17 protein-coding genes are annotated in these 16,043 nt (G+C 48.4%); 10 read left to right on the top strand and 7 right to left on the bottom strand.

Features of this window, described 5'->3' with window-relative positions:
• Nucleotides 1–482 precede the first annotated feature (482 nt).
• A complete protein-coding gene (locus BZJ18_RS13430) occupies nucleotides 483–962 on the bottom strand; it encodes a PaaI family thioesterase (protein ID WP_077457486.1) in 480 nt (159 codons plus the stop codon).
• A gap of 94 nt (nucleotides 963–1,056) precedes the next feature.
• Nucleotides 1,057–1,587, bottom strand: coding sequence for an NUDIX hydrolase (locus tag BZJ18_RS13425; protein ID WP_077457484.1), 531 nt, complete (start codon nucleotides 1,585–1,587; stop codon nucleotides 1,057–1,059).
• A gap of 124 nt (nucleotides 1,588–1,711) precedes the next feature.
• Between BZJ18_RS13425 and BZJ18_RS13420 the strand changes: the two genes are divergently transcribed.
• A complete protein-coding gene (locus tag BZJ18_RS13420; protein WP_077457482.1) occupies nucleotides 1,712–2,944 on the top strand; it encodes a DEAD/DEAH box helicase in 1,233 nt (410 codons plus the stop codon).
• Between the two features lie 452 nt (nucleotides 2,945–3,396).
• On the opposite strand, the gene BZJ18_RS13415 is transcribed toward BZJ18_RS13420, so the two are convergent.
• Together BZJ18_RS13415 and BZJ18_RS13410 are read right to left on the bottom strand one after the other, a co-directional pair.
• A complete protein-coding gene (locus BZJ18_RS13415; RefSeq protein WP_131825065.1) occupies nucleotides 3,397–3,594 on the bottom strand; it encodes a hypothetical protein in 198 nt (65 codons plus the stop codon).
• A 216-nt stretch (nucleotides 3,595–3,810) separates the two neighbouring features.
• The gene (locus BZJ18_RS13410; protein WP_077457480.1) at nucleotides 3,811–4,350 is read right to left on the bottom strand and encodes a hypothetical protein; all 540 of its coding nucleotides are present in this window, start codon (nucleotides 4,348–4,350) and stop codon (nucleotides 3,811–3,813) included.
• A gap of 274 nt (nucleotides 4,351–4,624) precedes the next feature.
• Between BZJ18_RS13410 and aroG the strand changes: the two genes are divergently transcribed.
• Nucleotides 4,625–5,704 carry a 3-deoxy-7-phosphoheptulonate synthase AroG gene (gene aroG, locus BZJ18_RS13405; RefSeq protein WP_077457478.1) on the top strand — a complete coding sequence of 360 codons (1,080 nt, stop codon included), beginning with the start codon at nucleotides 4,625–4,627 and terminating at the stop codon, nucleotides 5,702–5,704.
• Between the two features lie 64 nt (nucleotides 5,705–5,768).
• Here aroG and BZJ18_RS13400 read toward each other — a convergent pair whose 3' ends face one another.
• Together BZJ18_RS13400 and BZJ18_RS13395 are read right to left on the bottom strand one after the other, a co-directional pair.
• A complete protein-coding gene (locus BZJ18_RS13400) occupies nucleotides 5,769–6,197 on the bottom strand; it encodes a DUF3069 domain-containing protein (RefSeq protein ID WP_069586447.1) in 429 nt (142 codons plus the stop codon).
• 40 nt (nucleotides 6,198–6,237) lie between these two features.
• Nucleotides 6,238–6,675: a bactofilin family protein gene (locus BZJ18_RS13395; RefSeq protein WP_077457476.1), complete on the bottom strand. Its 438-nt coding sequence runs from the start codon at nucleotides 6,673–6,675 to the stop codon at nucleotides 6,238–6,240.
• Between the two features lie 213 nt (nucleotides 6,676–6,888).
• Here BZJ18_RS13395 and BZJ18_RS13390 point away from each other — a divergent pair, with 213 nt between their 5' ends.
• Nucleotides 6,889–7,572, top strand: a complete 684-nt coding sequence (locus BZJ18_RS13390) for a YceH family protein (RefSeq protein WP_077457473.1) — start codon at nucleotides 6,889–6,891, stop codon at nucleotides 7,570–7,572.
• A 6-nt stretch (nucleotides 7,573–7,578) separates the two neighbouring features.
• Nucleotides 7,579–7,854 (top strand): GIY-YIG nuclease family protein, encoded by a 276-nt coding sequence (locus BZJ18_RS13385; protein ID WP_077457471.1) that lies wholly within the window; start codon nucleotides 7,579–7,581, stop codon nucleotides 7,852–7,854.
• A 24-nt stretch (nucleotides 7,855–7,878) separates the two neighbouring features.
• Here the strand turns inward: BZJ18_RS13385 and BZJ18_RS13380 are convergent, their stop codons facing one another.
• Nucleotides 7,879–10,128: a putative bifunctional diguanylate cyclase/phosphodiesterase gene (locus BZJ18_RS13380; RefSeq protein ID WP_077457470.1), complete on the bottom strand. Its 2,250-nt coding sequence runs from the start codon at nucleotides 10,126–10,128 to the stop codon at nucleotides 7,879–7,881.
• A 279-nt stretch (nucleotides 10,129–10,407) separates the two neighbouring features.
• Between BZJ18_RS13380 and BZJ18_RS13375 the strand changes: the two genes are divergently transcribed.
• Genes BZJ18_RS13375 through BZJ18_RS13350 form a run of 6 tightly spaced genes read left to right on the top strand, consistent with a single transcriptional unit; the run spans nucleotide 10,408 to nucleotide 16,035 of the window.
• Entirely contained in the window at nucleotides 10,408–11,364 is a 957-nt protein-coding gene (locus BZJ18_RS13375) for a YbgA family protein (RefSeq protein ID WP_077457468.1), read from the top strand.
• Nucleotides 11,354–12,184 carry a MerR family transcriptional regulator gene (locus BZJ18_RS13370; RefSeq protein ID WP_077457466.1) on the top strand — a complete coding sequence of 277 codons (831 nt, stop codon included), beginning with the start codon at nucleotides 11,354–11,356 and terminating at the stop codon, nucleotides 12,182–12,184. The genes BZJ18_RS13375 and BZJ18_RS13370 overlap by 11 nt, the downstream gene beginning before the upstream one ends.
• A complete protein-coding gene (gene phrB, locus BZJ18_RS13365; protein WP_077457464.1) occupies nucleotides 12,175–13,614 on the top strand; it encodes a deoxyribodipyrimidine photo-lyase in 1,440 nt (479 codons plus the stop codon). The genes BZJ18_RS13370 and phrB overlap by 10 nt, the downstream gene beginning before the upstream one ends.
• A complete protein-coding gene (locus BZJ18_RS13360) occupies nucleotides 13,614–14,054 on the top strand; it encodes a nuclear transport factor 2 family protein (RefSeq protein WP_077457462.1) in 441 nt (146 codons plus the stop codon). The genes phrB and BZJ18_RS13360 overlap by 1 nt, the downstream gene beginning before the upstream one ends.
• A complete protein-coding gene (locus tag BZJ18_RS13355; protein WP_069586455.1) occupies nucleotides 14,051–14,782 on the top strand; it encodes an SDR family NAD(P)-dependent oxidoreductase in 732 nt (243 codons plus the stop codon). Before BZJ18_RS13360 ends, BZJ18_RS13355 begins: the two co-directional genes overlap by 4 nt.
• A complete protein-coding gene (locus BZJ18_RS13350; RefSeq protein WP_077457460.1) occupies nucleotides 14,779–16,035 on the top strand; it encodes an NAD(P)/FAD-dependent oxidoreductase in 1,257 nt (418 codons plus the stop codon). Before BZJ18_RS13355 ends, BZJ18_RS13350 begins: the two co-directional genes overlap by 4 nt.
• Nucleotides 16,036–16,043: the final 8 nt, after the last annotated feature.

Genomic DNA, 16,043 nt, shown 5'->3' with positions numbered 1-16,043 from the left:
GTGGTGAGCTATCTAAGAAAATGTGGCTTTAACATGGCGGATATAAGGCAAATACTGGCTTCTATCCGCCAATTTAGGCGTTGGTCGGTAACGACCACTCTCTAACAAAAAATATCGCGATCGCGGCCTACGGCCGCTTATCAAAAAGAACCCCGCCTAAAAAGGCGGGGTTCGTCAGCAATCTGAAGCACCGCAACCGCGGTGCTTTTTTTATGTCAGTGTCTCAAGGTTGAGGCTGTGGATAACTGCAGAACTATCCACAAAAACAGTTAATAACTCGGTGAATTACGTCGCTAAGAGGCATCAGAAGCGCGATAGTTAAATGTCAATATGCTGAGTAAGACTTTTATAGATCAGTCACACTCAAACCGGATGCTAAATGTAACTGCTTGATTGCCAAAAAGAGAGCGAAAGAGGTTGAGTTGGCATGGCAAAGCAGCTTACCGAAACGGTAAGGCTGCTTTACGATAAATAAAGAGAAACTAACTAATTTGCTTGAGGGATAGGGTTAAGTCAAAGGTTGCCATGGGCTCATCGCCATGAAGCGTGGGGCAGGTAGCCACAATGGTAACAGGCTGGTTGACACGCTCACCGGTTTCGATGGTTTCGCGGATCATGGCTTGGATTTTTTGCCCATCGAGGCAGGTAAAAATCACATCGTCTTCTGGGCGCTTATGAAAATCTGCCGTGACTGCTTTGAAAGCGAGACTGATTTTAATCCCGTGTTGCTCGGCCATCGCCATGGCAAGAAAACCGCCTGCCACATCGGCACCTACCGCTAGCGCGCCAAAATACATGCTATTTAGGTGGTTTTTAGTCCGGCGTCCTAATGGGATTCTCATTTGTACGTGCTGATCGTCAATGGCAAGAATTTTGGGTCGACACCAACCAATCATGGGAACTTTGAGAAACCCAAACAGCGAAAGGTGCTGATTAGCACGAGCCAAAGGGGAAGAAAACATACACACTCCTTGTTAATCTGGTCATACCTGTTCAAGCTACTCGTTGCTACACTGCGGCGTCAACATTTCATTAACAACAATGCGGAGTGGGTAGCTAAGATTGAGGCTGTGGCAGTAAACCTTGATAATCAGCACGTGCAATAAGGGCAACGGTCTTGTTGTCGTTTATCTCTCCTGACGCAATGCGTGCTCTTGCCTCGGCCACGGTCATCAGACGGAGTTGGACAAATTCATCATCATCCAGATTCATTTCAGTCTGGGTGAGGTCAGAAGCCAGATAGAAGTGTTGAACTTCATCACAAAATCCGGGCACGGGGAGCGCAGAACCCAGCGAGTGCCACGAAGTGGCTTGGTAGCCAGTTTCCTCTTCAAGCTCACGCTTTGCACCTTCTAGCGGGCATTCATCACCCTCTAACGTCCCAGCGGGTGCTTCTAGCAACCATTGATTAACTGCGGGTCGAAATTGATTGAGCAATACAAGGCGACCATCCTCAAGTATGGGTAAAATGACCGCTGCGCCTGGATGACGAATCACATGATGCCGATGATTGCGTCCATCAGGCAATACGGTTTGTGCTTCTACCAACGACAAGCGTTTCCATTGGTGGTAAATCGTCTCTTTCATCCTATCCTCAACGCGTGTTGCACCCGTTTTTAGTGCAGTGTTTTGGTGTAAAGTATGGTAGCATTCGCGACCTTAAATGGCGCTATTGCGCGCTTTGTCATAGAAATACCATTGGAGTAATACCTTGCAATTTGACGATCTGGGATTAGATAGACGTTTACTGTCGCTCATTGCCCACCGTGGATTTGAAAAGCCAACCGATATCCAGCGACAGGCCATTCCTGTTGTTATGGCCGGGAAGGATCTGTTGGCCTCCTCAAAAACGGGCTCAGGGAAAACGCTGGCTTTTTTATTGCCGGCGATGCAGCGCGTGCTACGTACTAAAGCTCTCAGTCGTCGTGACCCACGTGTTTTGGTGCTCGCGCCAACACGAGAATTGGCAAAGCAAGTGTATGGGCAATTGCGTATGCTGACCAGTGGTACACCCCATAAAGCCGCATTGGTATTGGGGGGGGAAAACTTTAACGAGCAAGCGAAAGTTTTCCGTCAATCACCCACTTTCGTTGTGGCCACACCTGGACGTCTTGCCGATCATCTTAAACAGCATCACTTGTCGTTAGCTGGATTGGAAATGCTGATCCTTGATGAAGCCGATCGTATGCTCGATCTTGGCTTCAAGGCGCAATTAGATGCCATTAATGAGCAAGCCAACCATCGTTTACGCCAAACGCTCATGTTTTCTGCGACGCTGGACCATCAGCAAGTGACAGACATGGCTGCAGGGTTGCTTAAGTCCCCCAAACGCATTGCGGCGGGAGAAACGCATACGCTACATAGTGACATTGAACAGCATTTTGTACTGAGTGATCATCTTGATCACAAGCATGCGCTATTGGATCACTTAATGGAAGCCAATACGCACAAACAGGTGATGGTCTTTACCGCAACGCGCGCAGACACTGAGCGTCTCGCTGAGCGGTTCAATCAAGCCGGCTATAAAGCAATTGCCTTGAGCGGTGAGCTCAACCAGTCATCTCGTAATCGCATTATGGATGAATTTGAGCGCGGCATTCATGATGTGTTGGTCACTACGGATGTAGCATCTCGGGGGCTGGACTTGCTTAACGTTTCTATGGTGATCAACTTTGATTTACCGAAGCATGCGGAAGAATATATTCACCGTGTGGGGCGTACAGGGCGAGCTGGGCATCAAGGTTTGGCTTATTCATTGGTTGGCCCGAAAGACTGGCGAAGCTTTAAGAATATTGAAGCGTTTTTGCGTATGAGCTTATCTTTCACTGCGATTGAGGGCCTAACGGGTAAATTTAAAGGTTTCAAAGAGAAAAAGTCGGATACCGTTTATCGAATAAAAGGAGGGGTATCCCTCCTTTGTTTTATCTATTATGCCGGCGGCTAGCTACCATCAGGAAGATATTCGCTGTATATCACTAAATTTTGTACACCAATGAAACTTTGTTTTGCTTAACGCTATGATGCCCAAAAATCTCACTTTTCTTTGGTGAAACTGTGCTTTTTTGCAGCAATTTAATTACATATTACGTACACTGTGCAGCAATCGTTGCTTGATGGTTAAGCAAATGCGGGTTGGCGTGTGCGGTGGACGGCTGCATACAAGATTCATTGACTATTAATAGGAAACGCTGTGGAAACTGCATTGGTCGTTGCTTTTATCACTGCTGCTGCGTGGATTGTGCGCCGCGAACGTGCCGCGCAATAAGCGCTTCACGAGATAACTTGCTGACTAGGCCCTTTAAAACCTCATTCTGTCAGTAAAAAAGCCTTCTCTTTTGAGAAGGCTTTGTTATTTATCGCGCACCGAATAGGCGCGTACTGAAGAGGGAACTGAGGTTAGTTGTCGTAGTAATCGCCGTCTGCTACCTCATGAAAATCTTCAACTTGGCTCGCGGCTTTAAAATCCGCAGCCGGTTTTGTAAGCCGTCGACGTAACATCGACACTTGCTCTTCCAAGCGATGTGCGGTTTCGATATTACCTTCTTGATAGGCCTCTTGAATTTTTCTTTCAAATTCATCAATACGTTGAGTCATCACCATCGTTTTACCCTCCGACAGTTCCCACGCACAATGACGGCGAACGTCCTGACATGGGTTTTATCACCACGCACACAAGACACACACCACCTTCATAGATGGCATACGTATCTCACATAAAGTTAGTTTAATATAGCGATAAAGCCAGTGAGAGAGGTCACACTGACACGGTCACCCAGAGTAGGAAAGAATAGGGTGGATGACCGTGGCCTATTAATACAGGTATCTGACTGAAAAAATCAACCTATTTTCTTCAAGACCGTTTGCCCGCCACGTCGCGCCCAGTGAAAGTGTCTCTGTTGAATGAAAGCGACCGCCAAACTCGACAATGCTCTCGCTGTCATCTTTGTCGAAAATAATCGAGCCGACATACATTGTGGCTTCGAAAGGAGGGGCGATCCAAGCTCGTGCACCACCACCAATTACTGTCGCAATGTCGCCGGTGTCATGTTTGTCATCCTCTGGACGTCTTAGCCACGCAGCTTCGATTTCTCCATACAGATCGACAAATTCGTTTACCGGGGCGTGAAAGCCTGCACCGGCAGAGGTGTACCAGTCGCCTTCAAACTGCGTATCTCCTTTGGCGACAAAGTGTGCGCCCTCCATAAATGCAAAGCGCGCTAGCCCGCCTAAACCACTTGGGTTGGCCAAAACGTTAATCTGTATGTGGTTGTAGTTGAAGTTAGTGGCGTGAGCATTTGGCAATAATAAGCCACATGCCAGAGCCGCGCTTGCAATCAGGCGTTTTGTCACGTGATACGCTCCTTAATCGTTTAATGTCAGTGTAATAGCATGTGTAGAGCATGCGCAATAAGTGACCGCAAGGCGGTGGCTTTTTTATGAGTTGACGCATAGTTGTCAAAATATGGAAAAATTTAATAACTGTTTCTAGTCAAATTTATCTATGTTTTTTTATCTTTAAAACTCGTAAAAAAATATTTGCACCGTCGCGGTGTTCACGTTAGCGTAAAGGCTCATGAAGAAAAAGCAGCCCGATGAAGCTGCATGCAAGCACAGGATCAAGCCCATGAGTGTACACCCGACAGATGATGTAAGAATTCAACAAATCAAAGAGTTGCTGCCACCGATCGCTGTACTAGAAAAATTCCCCGCCACAGAGATAGCAGAGAAGACCGTGGTCGACGCACGTCAATCCATTCATCATATTTTGAATGATGAAGACGATAGATTGGTGGTCGTAGTCGGCCCTTGCTCCATTCACGACCCAAATGCTGCCAAAGAATATGCCAGCAAGCTCAAAGCTCTCCGAGAAGAGCTTAATGACGATTTGGAAGTGGTGATGCGCGTTTATTTTGAAAAGCCGCGCACGACGGTGGGTTGGAAAGGCCTGATTAATGACCCTTATCTAGACAACAGTTTCAAGATTAACGATGGCCTGCGTTTAGGAAGAGAACTCCTCCTTGATATTGCCAATATGGGCCTACCGGCGGCAGGCGAATTCCTCGATATGATCACGCCGCAATACATGGCCGATTTAATCAGTTGGGGCGCTATTGGTGCGCRTACCACTGAGTCTCAAGTGCACCGTGAGTTGGCATCAGGCTTGTCGTGCCCGGTTGGTTTTAAGAACGGTACGGATGGCAATATTAAGATTGCGACGGATGCTATTCGCTCAGCAAGCGCGCCGCATCAGTTCTTATCGGTAACCAAATACGGCCATTCTGCCATTGTTGCAACGGCAGGGAACGATGACTGCCACCTGATCCTTCGCGGCGGCAAGGCGCCTAACTACAGCGCAACAGATGTTGATCAGATCTGTTCATCGCTTGCAGGTGCCGGGTTGCGCCAAAAAGTAATGATCGACTTTAGTCACGCGAACAGCAGTAAGCAATATCAAAAGCAAAAAGAGGTTTGCAACGATGTAGCGAGGCAAATTGCTGGCGGCAATGACGCAATCTTTGGCGTCATGATTGAAAGTCATCTGATTGAGGGGCGCCAAGATCTGATTGAAGGCCAGTCGCTCACTTATGGACAAAGCATCACTGATGGGTGCATTGGCTGGGAAGACACCGAACTAACTTTACGTCAGCTAGCGGACGCTGTGAGAGCCAGACGAGGCGCAAAACAGCAGCGTAAGCGTGCTTAAAAAAGAAAAGGGCCAGCGTACAATGCAGGCCCTTACTATAGTGCGACAGTCTACTGTGTGAACATTACTGCGCTTGAAAGATAGATTGAAACTCGCGCTTGAGCGCGGGTTTTAAACGCGCCTGTTTTAATTGCTTGGATAAGTCTTTAACGCAACGTTTAAGCACATCGTCCAGTACCTGCGCTTTGTAGTTCTCTTGCTCGTCCTCGGACATGTCATCGAGTTTGACGTTTTGCAGTTCGTTGAGCGTATCAATCCCGACATAACTTTGGCTGATTGCTACCAAAGCATGAAATTGGTCGAAGCTGTCGAGCACATTTTGCGCACTAGCAGGGAGCTTTTCCCATGCTTCGCGAACACTAGGCTCTGCCGCGTCATGGACGGAGGCGATCATCGTGTACATGGCCTCAGGGGCGTTTTCATAACGAATCACGCTTTGCAGCTCTGGGGAAAACTCATCAAAACTCACATTGGTACTGCTGGTATCGGACATGCACCGACTCTCCTTCACTTTTTATGCTAAGCCCACGTCGTTATGAGCGACTTGCGGCCTTTCGGTCTTTCTTTTCGTTATTTTCTGTACGCTCACTGCGTGTTTGGTCGTCGAGTGGCACGACGGTATCGGTGGCTAAGGTGGCTCGGTTTTCACCTGCGAGTAAACCGCCTTTCTCAATAGTGAGTTGCTCGGTGTTGAGCACGCCTTTCATTTTACCTTGCGAGAGAATGTCAATCGCATCGGCTTCGCATTGTCCTTCAACCAAACCGTTAATCGTAATATGCTTGGCATGAATCGTACCGCGGAAGTGTCCGGTTGCTGAGATAACCACGGCATTAGCCTGAGTGATATTGCCTTCACCAAAGCCATCAATTTGGATATCTCCGTCAAGCTCAATGTCACCAACAACCTTGCAGTTTTTCGCCACGATTGACAAACCAAGGTTACGGTTTGGGGTTGAACGAAACAGGCCCATAGTTTGTACTCCACAATCCATTTCCTACCAGTATATCATCTGGTGTCAGGCTATGTGTTGCGATCTTTTCACTCAAGCCTGACTAACATGTGATCCTGATACCAGTCTGTGTGCCTGTTTGTGCCGAATTATTCAGCACTTAGTTGAAGCGCAATTGCTCGGCTATGCCCAACTTGCTATAACACGATTATTATCTCGATGAGGACATGGATCATGTCAATGCTATTAACGCCCTATCAACAACGTGTCATCGGTTGTTTGCTTGAAAAAGAAGTGACCACGCCTGATTACTATCCACTGACCTTAAATGCGCTCACGACGGCAGTAAATCAAAAAAGTAATCGAGAGCCTGTCTATGCGCTCACCGACGCCGACGTGTTAGACGTCGTAAATTCGCTTATCGATGCACGTCTTATCAGCCCACAGGAAGGGAGTGGGAGCCGTGTCTGCAAGTATCAGCATCGCTTCTGTAATACGCCATTCGGTAATTTGACGTTTACGGATCAAGAAAAAGCGATTATTTGCGTGCTGTTGTTACGTGGTCCACAGACTGCAGGTGAGCTGCGCACACGGACGCAAAGATTATGTGAGTTTGCCGATATGCAGCAAGTAGAAAGCACGCTGAGTGCCATGATAGAGGCCGAATGGATTATGAAGCTAGCACGTGAGCCGGGTAAACGGGAATCGCGCTACATCCATTTATTTGGTGAATCAACCGAAGCGAGCGCTGAAAGCGAAATGAGACCCGAAACAGAAACGCTAGAGCTAAGCGCAGATAACGCCGCGGTGCCAAACCCATCTCACGGGACGCAGCATGCATTGGAAGCGCGGGTTGATGCGCTTGAGCAAGAGGTCGCCAGCCTGCGCGAGGCATTAAACGCGCTATTATCCAAATAAAAAAACATGAGCGAGTCGTGGTTCGTTTACTTGGTTCGTACGCGGCACAATGCTTTGTATTGTGGCGTGTCGACGGATGTTGAGCGCCGCTTTCAACAGCATCTCAGTGGTAAAGGTGCGCGTGCGTTGCGAGGGAAAGGGCCACTTTCTTTGGTGTGGCAATCTCCTGCAATGAGCAAACAAGCCGCTATGCAGTTGGAATATCAGATAAAACAGTGGCCCAAACAGCGCAAAGAAGCCTTATGTCTGGGAGATAACGACGTCCATCGATGGGAGTCGTAAAGGGCATATGCATCGGTTGCTTGACTATGAATTTGAGTAGCGTAGATAAGGAATATGCTGTTTCAGTAAGGTAAGGAGTTGATCGACGCTCATGGCGGGATAGTACAAATGACCTTGAATATAACGACAGCCGATTTGGGCTAAGTAGTCCTTCTGGGCTTGATGTTCGACGCCCTCTGCGACCACTTTCAAGCCTAAGAGATCCGCCATACCGATCACGGCTTGGCAAATCACTGCATCGTCTTTGCATTCGGGGAGTTGGTCGATAAAGCTGCGATCAATTTTAACCGTATCGACAGGGAAATGTTTCAAATAGGCCAGTGATGAATAGCCGGTGCCAAAATCATCAATTGCTAGTGATATACCCGCTTCGGTGAGCGTGTGCAATGTCTGTTGATTTTGTTCCAAATTTTCAATAAACACTTGCTCGGTCAACTCGATTTGCACGCGCTCTGCTGGTACTTGATGGCGTTCGATGGCTTGTAAAATCGTATCAGCCAGAAAACTGTCTTGAAATTCATGCCCAGAGACATTAATAGCAAGCATCGGCGGTGCGCAACCCTCGGTGAGCAGCATGGCATAATGCTCTAGCGCTTTGTTAATGATCCAATTCCCCAGTTGTTGCATCAATCCTGTATCTTCAGCAGTACGGACGATGGTGTCAGGCGAAATGATAGTCCCCCCTTCATCTTGCCAGCGGACTAAGGCTTCAATGCCGACGATACGCTGCGTTTTTAAATCAACCTGAGGCTGAAAATGCAGCATCAATTCATTGCCTTGGATGGCTTTGCGAATGGTGTATTCGATGTCGCGCTTTTGCTGAAGGTGGTCACGCATCGCCATTTGAAATACGACCACACGGTGGTGCACGAGTTGTCGTGCTCGATGCGCAGCGGTATCGGCGTGGCGCAGTAATTCATGAGCCGGCATAGATGTGTCATAGCGATACGCCACACCAATTGCGCAGCTAGGTAAAACAGTCACTCCCTGAGCGTGGCATTCTTTCTCTACAGTTAAACGCACCTGCTTGGCGTGTACCTCGGCTTCTAACGGCGATAGATCGGTGCGCAGCATGACAAAATGTTCATCACTGGTTCTGGCTAAATAAGCTTGTGGAGGCAATAGATTTTGTAAGCGTTTGGCGACGGTAGTTAATACGTCATCGTGAATGCGGTAGCCGTGAAGATCATTGATTTCCTTAATATTATCAATGTCGATACAAATCAGCGACAGCGTACGCGTTGCCGAGAGCGTCTTATTAATGGTGTGCTGAATGTGATTAAGCAGTGCATGGCGATTTGGCAGATAGGTCAGGGGATCATGATTAGCAATAAAATGCAGCTGATTTTCAACGTCTTTGCGTTGAGCGATTTCATTTTGCAGTCGAGTAATCGTCGCTTGTTCAGCTTTTCTCGCCATCAAATTGATTTCAATTAAATACAAGGCGATACCCACTAAGATCGTGACGACCAACCCAGAGATGTAAATGAGCATTGGCAAAGATAAAAAGTGTTCCGAGTCAGGGGTGCTCCACAATGTGACGATAAATTCCGGGCTGGCGCCGGTTAGCGTGAGCCCAACTTGTCCTGTTGCTGCTTCATTGGGCGGTATGTCCCCGAATACAACGTGCCCATCACTTGCAGCGTAGAGAGTGAGTTTCTGAAACGTATCGAGATAATCAGATGCTAGGTGGCTGATATGTTCTGCAATATCGAGAGTGCCACCGAGATAGTAGTTAGGCGTATTCCGATTTTGCGTATAGATAGGGTGTGCAATATGCCAGTCATGGAGCGACTCTACATCCATACGCAAAAGCTGAGCGTTACCGTCTCCTAAAACGTCAAACGGGAATTGCTCGGGCTTTTCTGAGTCATTTTGGGGGTAATGCCAACGAATCGTGCGATCAGACTCAGCCCAGAACAAGGCTTGAAAGTGAACGTCATTCCCCTGATGGGCTAGCACTAATGCTTGCCATGTCGAGTACGTCGAGGGAATGTTTTTTTCTATCTCGCTGGCAAGCACACTGAGTTCATTCAGGTGAGCATTCATGTGACGCGTTAACGCGTCAGCAAAGGATTTTGCTTCGACGCTTAATAGCTGCTCGGTGCGCAGTCGTTGTTGTTCTTGTGCGGTATTAAATAAGGAAAAAGTGGCAATCAGGATAGCAAAGCAGATCAGCGCAATCACGAGTATAGCGCGGCCGCGAGGTCGAAATGGGCGCTTCGCAATGGAGAGACGGTCATCGATGTTTAGTGTCGTTCTCTGTAAGGGCATGGTCGTGAGAGCTATATCATGGTGGCTTTAAGTGTATGTGACACGAGTGACTCAAGTCGTATCAATAGTGAGACAAATGTGAGACTCCCTCTTTGATAAGGAATAGGTAAAGCGTAGCAGCTGTTAAGGGGACTGCGTGAGGGTATATCAAGAACCAGAGTAAACTTGTACAAATAAAAAATATTGTACAGAAGTGATCCTTCGCCTACATTGAGTTGTACAACAAAATATAAATGTACAACTCTGCGGCTCATGCCGCTTGATAAGAAGAGGTGAAGCATGTCGTTTCCAGTTGGTGTTAGCGCATGTGTGATTGGTGAAAAGGTGCGTTTTGATAGCGGTCATAAACGCAGTCCATTTGTGACTAAAGAGCTCGCTCCCTATGTCAATTTTGTCCCGGTTTGTCCAGAGGTTGCGATCGGCTTACCGGTGCCAAGACCGACAATTCGTTTACTAGACAAAGGGAATGTGGGCGATATTCGTTTGGTTGAGACCAAAGACGCCAGTAAAGATCACACCGAAAGAATGGTGGCCTTTAGTGAACGAAAAGCGGATGAATTGGCCCATAAAGCACTACGTGGCTATATCGTTTGTGCCAAGTCGCCCACTTGTGGCATGGAGCGTGTCAAAGTCTATCGGGAAAATGGTTACACCTCTGATATCTCCGGGGTAGGGCTGTATACCCAAGCATTAATGGATCGTATGCCGTGGCTGCCGATTGAAGAAGATGGCCGATTAAACGACCCCGTCCTGCGTGAGAATTTTGTGTTTCGGTTATTTGCGTTAGACGATTTATATCGCAGTGTCGAAAGTGGCGTGACAAGAAAAGCGCTGGTCGCATTCCACTCACGATACAAATTAGTGTTGATGGCGCACTCGCCTGAGCGTTACCGAGAGTTGGGCCGTTTTATGGCGAACATCGCGGAGTACGATATTGATGATTTTTTCCACCGGTATCGCACGCAGTTTATGCAGTCGTTAGCTATCCGTGCGACACGGAAAAAGCACACCAATGTGCTAATGCATCTGCAAGGCTATTTTAAGAACAACCTCGATAAGAGCCAAAAAGCGGAGCTGACTCACCTTATTCATGCTTACCGGCAAGGCACTATGCCGTTGTTAGCGCCGTTGACCCTCATTGCTCACCATTTGCACAACCACCCAGATGATTACCTTGCTAGTCAAGCGTATCTGAAGCCGTATCCAGATGCCTTAAGGTTACGTTATGGACTCTAATCCCGAAAGCACGCTGACGATCAGCCAAGTCGCTGATCGTACCGGCGTTAATCCAGTGACATTGCGCGCATGGCAACGCCGTTATGGCTTGCTGTCTCCGGCCAGAACTCCGAAAGGTCATCGTCTTTACAGTGATGAAGACGTCGCCATGATTGGCCGGATCTTACGCTGGCTCGACAAAGGTGTCCCGATCAGCAAAGTGAAACCGTTACTGTCGCAAACCGAGACCCAAATAGATAGCGAAGATGATACGTTAGCGCGCGAGCTGATGAAGTTAATTCGTGACTTATCACTGAAAAAACTCGGCCAGCACGTCGAAACCTTATTAAAAGAATATCCGTTTTATTGGCTCATCGAACACGTCTTTATGCCGCTAGATACGTGGTTGGATGAGGAGCAAAGCGCCATCAGTTCTCTGCAGAAAGATATGTGGCGCAGTACGGTAATCGAAAAATGCCAAGCGGCAATGTTGGCGAACGCAAAGCGCAACAGTAAGTTCCCTTGTTGGTTAGTGACACTTACTGACACAGAAGATTATCAGCGCACCATGATGGCGATGCGTCTGAATGAGAAAGGTTACAACGTCACTATCTTGCGTGAGCCACATTCCCAACTTGGCCTTATCCTCGAAGTGATGCGAGAGCAAAAGATCCCCACGCTCGCAGTGATGGCTGCGCACCGCCTCGATCGTTCCCAGCTTAATCAGCTTCGGCAGTGTTACGCACAATCTGACATTCACATTGTGAGCCAGCCATTTATTTGCTCCGTACATGGAGACGAGCTAAAAGAACTCAAGGAGAACAATCCGTTATGCATTTAGTTTGGTTTCGACGCGATCTGCGCTGCCTCGACAATCGTGCACTGCATGCAGCGTGCGAAGCAAACGAGCCTGTTGTGGGCCTTTTTGTGGAAACACCGGACCAATGGGCTGCCCACCATATGGCCCCGATTCAGGCGGGATTGATTGAAGCAAGGCTTAAGGCGCTGCGTGACGAACTCGGAGCACTTAACATTCCGCTGCTGGTGACACGAGCCGCTGACTATAAGAAGGCGTCTGAAACGGTCGCAACTCTTGCGAACTCGCTGAATATCAACGCCGTGTTTGTGAATCGTGAATACGAGCTGAATGAGCAAAATCGCGATCGCCAAGCACAGCAACGAGTGGAGGCGCAGGGCATTGATTGGTACGCCTACCATGACCGTAATCTATTTGCGCCCGGCACGATTCGTTCTGGTAAAGGCGACGCGTATAAAGTCTTTACTCCGTTTAAAAAAGCCTGTCTACGTGCATTAGAAGGTATGGATCAGTCACCGCTTAAGGCTCCAGCCGTACGTGCTGACGATAAGCGGTTAACCGCTATTTTTGCTTCTCTTGAGCCGATTGAATTTGACTATCCAACCAAGTCCGCCTCCGCATGGCCGACCACGGAAAAAGCCATCTTAGATAAGTTACGCACTTATTGCCGTGAACAAGCGGCAGATTACAAGACGTACCGGGATTTCCCTGCCATTGAGGGCACCAGTCAGCTGTCACCGTATCTTGCCATTGGTGCATTGTCCCCTCGCCAATGCCTAGCGCGACTGCAATCTGAGCATCCGCACTGGCGCGAGCCCGATTCAGGCGCAGCAACTTGGTTGTCAGAGCTAATCTGGCGCGATTTCTATCAAGAAGTGAGTGCCCAAAACCCCAGTATTAGCAAAAAGCATTGCTTTTTAGAGTGGGGAGAGTCTGTGGTGTGGGATAACGACAACGCTCGCTTTGAGGCGTGGAAAGCGGGTAAAACCGGCTTTCCGATTGTGGATGCTGCGATGCAGCAATTGAACACCACCGGATGGATGCATAACCGCCTGCGGATGATAGTGGCAAGCTTTTTAACCAAGGACTTGCTCATCGATTGGCGTTGGGGGGAGGACTACTTTATGTCCAAGCTGATTGACGGCGACTTTGCGTCCAATAACGGTGGTTGGCAATGGTCAGCGTCAGTTGGCACCGATGCACAGCCTTACTTTCGAATTTTTAATCCGACAACTCAAGGGGAGCGCTTCGACAGTGATGGCCGCTTCATACGTCGTTGGTTACCGGCACTAAAAGAGGTGCCTGGTAAGCAAATCCATCAACCTTGGTCGTGGGCAGAAAAGTATGCGCAGTCATTAGATTACCCCAAACCGATTGTTGATCATGCCAAGCAGCGCAAACAGGCACTAGCGATTTTTGAGGCGGCCAAAAATCAGCCCAAGGAGTCTGCATAATGGAGATCGAGAGCGTTCAAACTCAGGTGGCGCGCTTTGCGCAAGTTTATCAGGCCCTCGGTAAAGACAACTTGGCATCGCTTGAAACGATTTACCACCCAAACATTGTGTTTATCGACCCAGCACACCGTATTGAAGGGCTCTCTGCGTTTCTAGCGTACTTTGCTTCCTTGTATCAAAACGTCACTAGCTGTCAGTTTGACATTCACCATACCACGGCGGGGGACAATGATGCTTTCGTGACGTGGACCATGACGTTTTCTCATCCGCGTGTACAACATGGCAGACCGAGACAGGTGCATGGTTGCTCGCATTTGACGTTTACGGATGGGCGAATCAGTCGTCACCGCGACTATTTTGACATGGGCGAAATGATTTATGAGGCCTTGCCGTTGATGGGTCGACTACTCACTTACATAAAAGCGAGGTTAGGACAATGAAACAGGTTGTGATTACTGGCGCGACATCGGGGATTGGCGAGCAATTAGCGCGAGACTATGCACGCCAAGGGTGGCGCGTCATTGCGTGTGGCCGTAACCAAGACAAGCTAGATGCGATGCAGCGCGATCATGCTTCTCTCGAGCCGTTAGTGTTTGATGCCACAGACAGGGATCAAACCCACCAAGCGCTCGGTGCCTTATCAGCAAGCTCTGATTTGGTGATCCTAAATGCCGGTACCTGTGAATACATCGACTACGGAAAAATCGATGTACCCTTGTTTAAACGCGTATTCGATATCAACGTGTTTGGCGTCCTTAATTGTATCGAAGCCTTGCAGGCAAGCTTTGTGCCGGGCACCCATTTGGCGATCGTTGGTTCCTCGGCGAGTTACATGCCTTTACCTCGCGCAGAGGCATATGGCGCGTCTAAAGCTGCTATCAGCTATCTAGCCAATACGTTATCGGTTGATCTCGCCCATCAAGGGGTAACAGTGTCACTTATTTCGCCTGGGTTTGTTAAAACGCCACTAACAGATAAAAACGATTTCGCCATGCCGATGCGCGTGACTGTCGAGCAAGCGTCGGCGGCCATTCAAGCAGGGCTTGAGAAACGCAAAGCAGAAGTTCACTTTCCGCGTAAGTTTACCTATTTCCTGAAAATTATCGCCTTACTCCCTACATCATGGCAGATCGCCATTGCTCGACGCATGACAAGGAAACAAGCATGAAAATTGCGATTATTGGCTCCGGTATTGCGGGCCTGACATGTGCCCATTATTTAAATAAGCGTCATGACATTCAGCTCTTTGAAGCCAACGACTATCTCGGTGGCCACACGGCTACCGTTGACGTAGAGGTTGAGAGTGGACGCTATGCGATCGACACGGGCTTTATCGTGTTTAACGATCGTACTTACCCGAATTATGAACGTTTACTGGAAGAAATCGGGGTAGGTCGACAGCCTTCTGAGATGAGTTTTAGTGTGCGTAACGATGAAAATGGTCTGGAATACAACGGACATAGCTTAGCGTCGCTGTTCGCGCAAAAACGTAATGTGGTGAATGTTCGGTTTTACCGTTTCTTAGCCGAGATTATGCGTTTTAACCGTTTGGCGCGTGAGGCTCATCAGCGCGGCCAAGCGTCAGATACATTGGCTATGCACACCTTGGGGGAGTTCCTTAACCAGCACGGATTTAGCGACTATTTTTGTCAAAACTATATCTTACCGATGGGGGCGGCAATATGGTCCTCCACACTTTCAGATATGCGCGGATTCCCTCTGGCATTTTTCCTCCGTTTTTTCCAAAACCACGGCTTGCTGGATATTACGAATCGCCCGCAGTGGTACGTCATTCCGGGTGGCTCGCGTGAATATGTTAGAAAGCTCACCCCAGCGTTTGCTGAAAAGATCCAATTAAACACTCCCGTTAGGCAAGTAACACGTCACCAGCACGGCGTTGTGCTCACCACAGAGAGTGGCGAGTATCAGTTCGACCATGTCATTTTTGCTTGCCATAGCGATCAAGCCCTGTCGATGCTAGCCGATCCCTCAACGGCTGAACGTGAAGTGTTAGGCGCAATTCCGTATCAAGATAACGAGGTGGTGCTCCATACCGATACCTCACTACTTCCCACTCGCAAAGGGGCATGGGCGAGCTGGAACTATCATCTGCCCGTGTCAGAAGATATAGACACGCAACCTGCAGCTTTGACCTACAATATGAATATATTGCAGTCAATTCAGGCGCCTGAAACCTTCTGTGTCACGCTAAATCAAACGGATCGAATCGATCCGAGTAAGATTTTACGGCAGTTTGTGTATGCGCATCCGGTATTTAATACCGAAAGCGTCGCCGCGCAGCAACAGCGCCATCGAATTAATGGCCAGCAACGAAGCTGGTTCTGTGGCGCCTACTGGTACAACGGCTTCCATGAAGATGGTGTGCGCAGTGCGCTCGATGTAGTTGAGGAAATAAGTTAGTGAGTACA

The organism is Salinivibrio sp. IB872, from assembly GCF_001995345.1.
Classification (GTDB): domain Bacteria; phylum Pseudomonadota; class Gammaproteobacteria; order Enterobacterales; family Vibrionaceae; genus Salinivibrio; species Salinivibrio proteolyticus.
Note: the sequence above shows the minus strand (reverse complement) of the source record. Positions and strands in the feature narration are given on the sequence as shown.

Coding starts and splice junctions, on each gene's coding strand:
- BZJ18_RS13425 (WP_077457484.1), bottom strand. CDS start 1,587: ATGAAAGAGACGATTTACCACCAATGGAAACGCTTGTCGTTGGTAGAA.
- BZJ18_RS13370 (WP_077457466.1), top strand. CDS start 11,354: ATGGACTCTAATCCCGAAAGCACGCTGACGATCAGCCAAGTCGCTGAT.
- BZJ18_RS13355 (WP_069586455.1), top strand. CDS start 14,051: ATGAAACAGGTTGTGATTACTGGCGCGACATCGGGGATTGGCGAGCAA.
- phrB (WP_077457464.1), top strand. CDS start 12,175: ATGCATTTAGTTTGGTTTCGACGCGATCTGCGCTGCCTCGACAATCGT.
- BZJ18_RS13380 (WP_077457470.1), bottom strand. CDS start 10,128: ATGCCCTTACAGAGAACGACACTAAACATCGATGACCGTCTCTCCATT.
- BZJ18_RS13395 (WP_077457476.1), bottom strand. CDS start 6,675: ATGGGCCTGTTTCGTTCAACCCCAAACCGTAACCTTGGTTTGTCAATC.
- BZJ18_RS13375 (WP_077457468.1), top strand. CDS start 10,408: ATGTCGTTTCCAGTTGGTGTTAGCGCATGTGTGATTGGTGAAAAGGTG.
- BZJ18_RS13385 (WP_077457471.1), top strand. CDS start 7,579: ATGAGCGAGTCGTGGTTCGTTTACTTGGTTCGTACGCGGCACAATGCT.
- BZJ18_RS13415 (WP_131825065.1), bottom strand. CDS start 3,594: ATGACTCAACGTATTGATGAATTTGAAAGAAAAATTCAAGAGGCCTAT.
- BZJ18_RS13360 (WP_077457462.1), top strand. CDS start 13,614: ATGGAGATCGAGAGCGTTCAAACTCAGGTGGCGCGCTTTGCGCAAGTT.
- BZJ18_RS13390 (WP_077457473.1), top strand. CDS start 6,889: ATGTCAATGCTATTAACGCCCTATCAACAACGTGTCATCGGTTGTTTG.
- BZJ18_RS13400 (WP_069586447.1), bottom strand. CDS start 6,197: ATGTCCGATACCAGCAGTACCAATGTGAGTTTTGATGAGTTTTCCCCA.
- BZJ18_RS13350 (WP_077457460.1), top strand. CDS start 14,779: ATGAAAATTGCGATTATTGGCTCCGGTATTGCGGGCCTGACATGTGCC.
- BZJ18_RS13430 (WP_077457486.1), bottom strand. CDS start 962: ATGTTTTCTTCCCCTTTGGCTCGTGCTAATCAGCACCTTTCGCTGTTT.